Raw genomic sequence first — 3,875 nt, 5'->3', positions numbered from 1 at the left:
GTCATCGGTGGACTTTCCATCAGGTTGAGCTTGAACAACCCGACCCTACCGGAAAAACACTGGTGACCGCCGCTATCCTGCTACACCACGCCCCGGGACATCATCCGGCTGGAGGCTGAGGCGTCGACCATTGGGCAACTGGTTTGGGTCGCCACTTCAATGCACTTGCTCCAGGCTCATCAATTTGCGCCGGCAGCTCACAGCGCTCAAGATTATCTCAAGTTTGCAACAGCTTGGGAGACATGATGGCGGGTAGACGGGAAAGTGAAAGACTGCGCAAGCAAAGGCAGCGGCAGAGCGCATACAGAAAGAAGATGAAGGCAGAACGACGTCCCAGCCGGGACGATATTGCGCGAGTTCTCTTGCATGCGGCGATCAAGAAGGCATGGAGGTGGAAGCACGAGAAGCGCGAAAGGATGCTGTCCTGGGTCGTGAACACGATCCTGGAGGGGCTGATTGCCCAGGGCTTTGATCCCAAAGCAAGTGCTGAGGCCATCGAAGATCTGATCGATAAGTATACCAGGAACCGATGGGAATTCAGGCAGAAGGTTCACCTGCTGTGGCCTGTCGCCGATGACGGTTCCGAAACGTCGACTGCCTCTGCCAGTGGGGCTCAGGATTGAGCGCCAGTGCTGACTAGAAGGTAAGCAAAGCTCAGCCGCTGTGTTGTTTCGCAGGGTGACCCCGCCCGAAGATGGGCAATGGAAGAAGGGTGTTGACGAGCCTTCGCTAGCGCTGGAGCAGTTTTCTGTGGATAACTTTCCACGTGTCCAATTCCCCCGCGGAGAGCGCCGAACGCGTAAAACCCCTGCCGGCACTGGCTCTCGAGCATTTCCAGGTTCAAGCTGAAAAAAACCGGCAACATCCGGGACTTAGCAGAATTGGCTCAACCCTCTTGCCGGGCGGAAAAGTACCGGCAATACTCCTCACAGCCTCTGAGGAGGCGTCTCCACCGTGGCGCGCCAACGCCACGATGGAGACTGACTCAGCCCTTCCGTAACAAGGAGCCAAGCTATGTCTGCTGATACCCGGTTTCTTCCATCATTTGAAGCCTCCCGGCGAGCTTGTGACACCCACTTGTCACGACGGCGTACATAGCAGCCGCTCCGCCCTGCGTTCGCCTGGTCGTTAAGACCCTCAGGCGAGCTCCCGACATCTCAACCTGAAACCTGACCAGCGTGGCCATGCCTTCGCGCGCGAGGATGGCGTGTGCGCGCGTCAATATTCTAGCGAAAGGACACTCGGCATGGGTGTGATTGCACGTGACGGCGTTTTCGACGCGGAGTGGATGGCCGAGCAGATCAATGCGCTGCGATCCCTCCTGCACGACCTCGAGCGGCTGCAGCGCGGCGAGCAGCCGGACAAGTCAGAGCTGGAGGATGCGCCCCTCATTGACAATTGGCGTTTCGGCTACCGCAAGGCGGTCTGACTTGAGGGAACGATGCATGGCCATCCCATCCTCGGCAGCCTTGTACCGGGAGGGATTACCTCCGAGCTCTGGTACATCGACCTCAAGCTCGGCTTTACCCGCACCTATTCGCGTTTCTATCGCCTGGGCAAACCCGCAGGCCCCATTCCCGACGACATCGACTGAGTGCCGAACAGATCGCTCCGATACCGGGCTGGAACAGCCTGCCATCGATGACCGGCAGGGAGGGGGCCAACCTGCTCTCTGCCCGACGTTGACCAGCCTGGTTCCCAATTCATGGAGGATGAACAGCAATGCTTTGCCCATGCATGCATGAAGAGAAACAGCATGATGACGCCACACTCGAGACCTTGCTTGACATGTTCCTCAAGGAGGAAATCGACCGGGTGCGCGCTTCGCTTGCCAGACGTGATCCCTTCCTGGACAGGTTCTCTTCAATAGTCTCTGTCGGTCAGTCGGCGCTGGACGGGAAAGACAATCTGTTCAATCGCGTCTTTCCGGCACTCTTGCGGACCGCAGACCTGACAGTCGTGGAGTCCGACAAGAACGGACCTTGTATTTTCAGCTCGCCTCTCGAGCACGTAAAACGTGGAAGCTGGGAAAACCTGCCCCGCCTGCCTTCTGGAGACGAACAGAAACCGGTCGGGACCTACGGCCGTCCTGTCTGGGTGGTGTTCGACGGGATGGCGCAGCGAATTCTCTTCGTCGACCACGTCTGGGACACGAGTTCCGCTTCATTCGCAGAACGGCGCTGCCGGTTCATGGCCGCCACATTGTCGGCCGTGGACAGGCTTTCCCAGGACCCAAGGAACCTTCCCTGGCCATGCACGGCTGTCGGAATGGCGATCATCGACTGTTCGGACAGAGCGTCAGACCCCATGCAAGGCGTCTATCGTGTGAGCGAGATCGATCAGCTCTTTGGTACCCCCGGGTTAGGCCGGTCGCTGAACGACGTGCTCTGCCGGTTCCAGGACACGGTGCGGGAGGAGCTTGAGAAGGCTGCAGCGGAGTCTCAGTCTGAGGCAGAGGCAGAAACAGGCTTCTGGCTGGATTTTCCCCTCAGACTGTACGATCGGGAGGACGAGTAGCCAGCATGATCAATGGCGGCAGCCGATGATCCGACCGGTAGCATCGAAGGCCGCGCCAATCCGCTCTCTGTTCAGAAGCGGATTGGATGCAGCAGCGCAGCAGCCCGTCAGCAACGCCCCCCCAAAGGCATGCCGGCAAGTTCGAAATTTTCGATTCAGGTGCAAACGGCGTTTGAAGGAGTAATGGGGGGAATAGCAGATGAGAAAGCAAACAATGTTTGCACAGGCGACGGGTTTCTCCCCCAATGATCTCCCATCTTCCCACTCCTGGAAACAAGAGCGGCAATCTTGCGCCTCAATACCGGAGAGCTGCAGTCTCGATCGGAACCTGGTCAAAAGCACGCCTCACTGAGCGCTTTCCTAGCAGAGGGCGAAACTCATGGTTCATGTGCCTGGAGCCCCTGGCGCGGCTCACACTGGCACCGCTCTTCAGCCAAGTGCTGCGACCGCAGGCGACTTTCCCTACCCCCCTGCCCGCCCCGCAAACGCCGTTTCCTGCTGAATCGTTTTTCTCGAAACCTGAAACGCTTATCCAGACCTCAGAATCGGAAGTATCCAATTCTGAATCGAATGACCGCAACTTATTTCAAATCGAGATCAATTGCCGGCAAACCCGGCGCGGTTCAGCATTGCCTCCCCGGTATCCTCCACGTCGACCAGCTCTGCGTTCTCCCCAAGGGCGAATAGCCATCCCTACAATCACGCCGTTTGCTAAAGCCATCGACGACAGCAAACTCCAACATCCGTCCCCCCTTAATGGCCGAGAAGACGATGACCTGAACCGTGCTGAGAAGACCGTAGACTCCCTCCCCTAACGCAATGACGGGAAAATTTCTTGATGGTCAGTTGAGATTCATGTACTAGTTTATCCATTAAATGGCGTGAGAAGTCATGATTTTTCCGGTCCTTTAACAAGGACTTAGCGCCTTTTGGAGGTTCCGATCCCTCCTCCGCTACCATAAATTTCCATTAAAATTCAAACACTTAGACGCTAGATCAGACAGTCGGACGAGTGATCTTTTGATCTGGTTCACGGCTCGCACCAGTCTGACACCAGTTTTCCAGAGATTAGATCCAGACTGGGTTTGTCTACAGATGTGGTTCTTGCCCCCACACTGATCACCCTCTTCAATCGCTTCGTGGCACAGAACGTCGAGGCAGAGGCGTGGCTGAGGCGAATCGAGAATATCCGGCACTACGAGCGAGGCCGGGCGGACATGCAGACCGCCATCGCCCTTGGCGTCATTCCGCAGGGTGATCGGCCCCCACGGACGGGTCCAATTTGATTGTTAGTGCAATGATGGTCGTGGCGCCAGCGCGGGCGGCATCGCTGGTTGGGGTTGCAGGGCCGCCCGCGC

4 protein-coding genes are annotated in these 3,875 nt (G+C 57.4%); all 4 read left to right on the top strand.

The window, feature by feature from the left end; all coding sequences use genetic code 11:
• The first annotated feature begins 242 nt into the window (after positions 1 to 242).
• The 4 genes from ABD906_RS09960 (at position 243) to ABD906_RS09945 (ending at position 2,517) form a co-directional block, all read left to right on the top strand.
• Positions 243 to 623: a hypothetical protein gene (locus ABD906_RS09960; RefSeq protein WP_345099270.1), complete on the top strand. Its 381-nt coding sequence runs from the start codon at positions 243 to 245 to the stop codon at positions 621 to 623.
• Between the two features lie 623 nt (positions 624 to 1,246).
• Positions 1,247 to 1,429, top strand: coding sequence for a hypothetical protein (locus ABD906_RS09955; protein ID WP_345099269.1), 183 nt, complete (start codon positions 1,247 to 1,249; stop codon positions 1,427 to 1,429).
• Between the two features lie 12 nt (positions 1,430 to 1,441).
• Complete coding sequence (locus ABD906_RS09950) at positions 1,442 to 1,594, top strand: hypothetical protein (protein WP_345099268.1); 153 nt, start codon at positions 1,442 to 1,444, stop codon at positions 1,592 to 1,594.
• 143 nt (positions 1,595 to 1,737) lie between these two features.
• Complete coding sequence (locus ABD906_RS09945; RefSeq protein WP_345099267.1) at positions 1,738 to 2,517, top strand: hypothetical protein; 780 nt, start codon at positions 1,738 to 1,740, stop codon at positions 2,515 to 2,517.
• Positions 2,518 to 3,875 lie beyond the last annotated feature (1,358 nt).

The organism is Chelativorans composti, from assembly GCF_039541695.1.
Classification (GTDB): domain Bacteria; phylum Pseudomonadota; class Alphaproteobacteria; order Rhizobiales; family Rhizobiaceae; genus Chelativorans; species Chelativorans composti.
The sequence above is the reverse complement of the archived record's forward strand: the minus strand, read 5'-3'. Positions and strand labels throughout refer to the sequence as shown.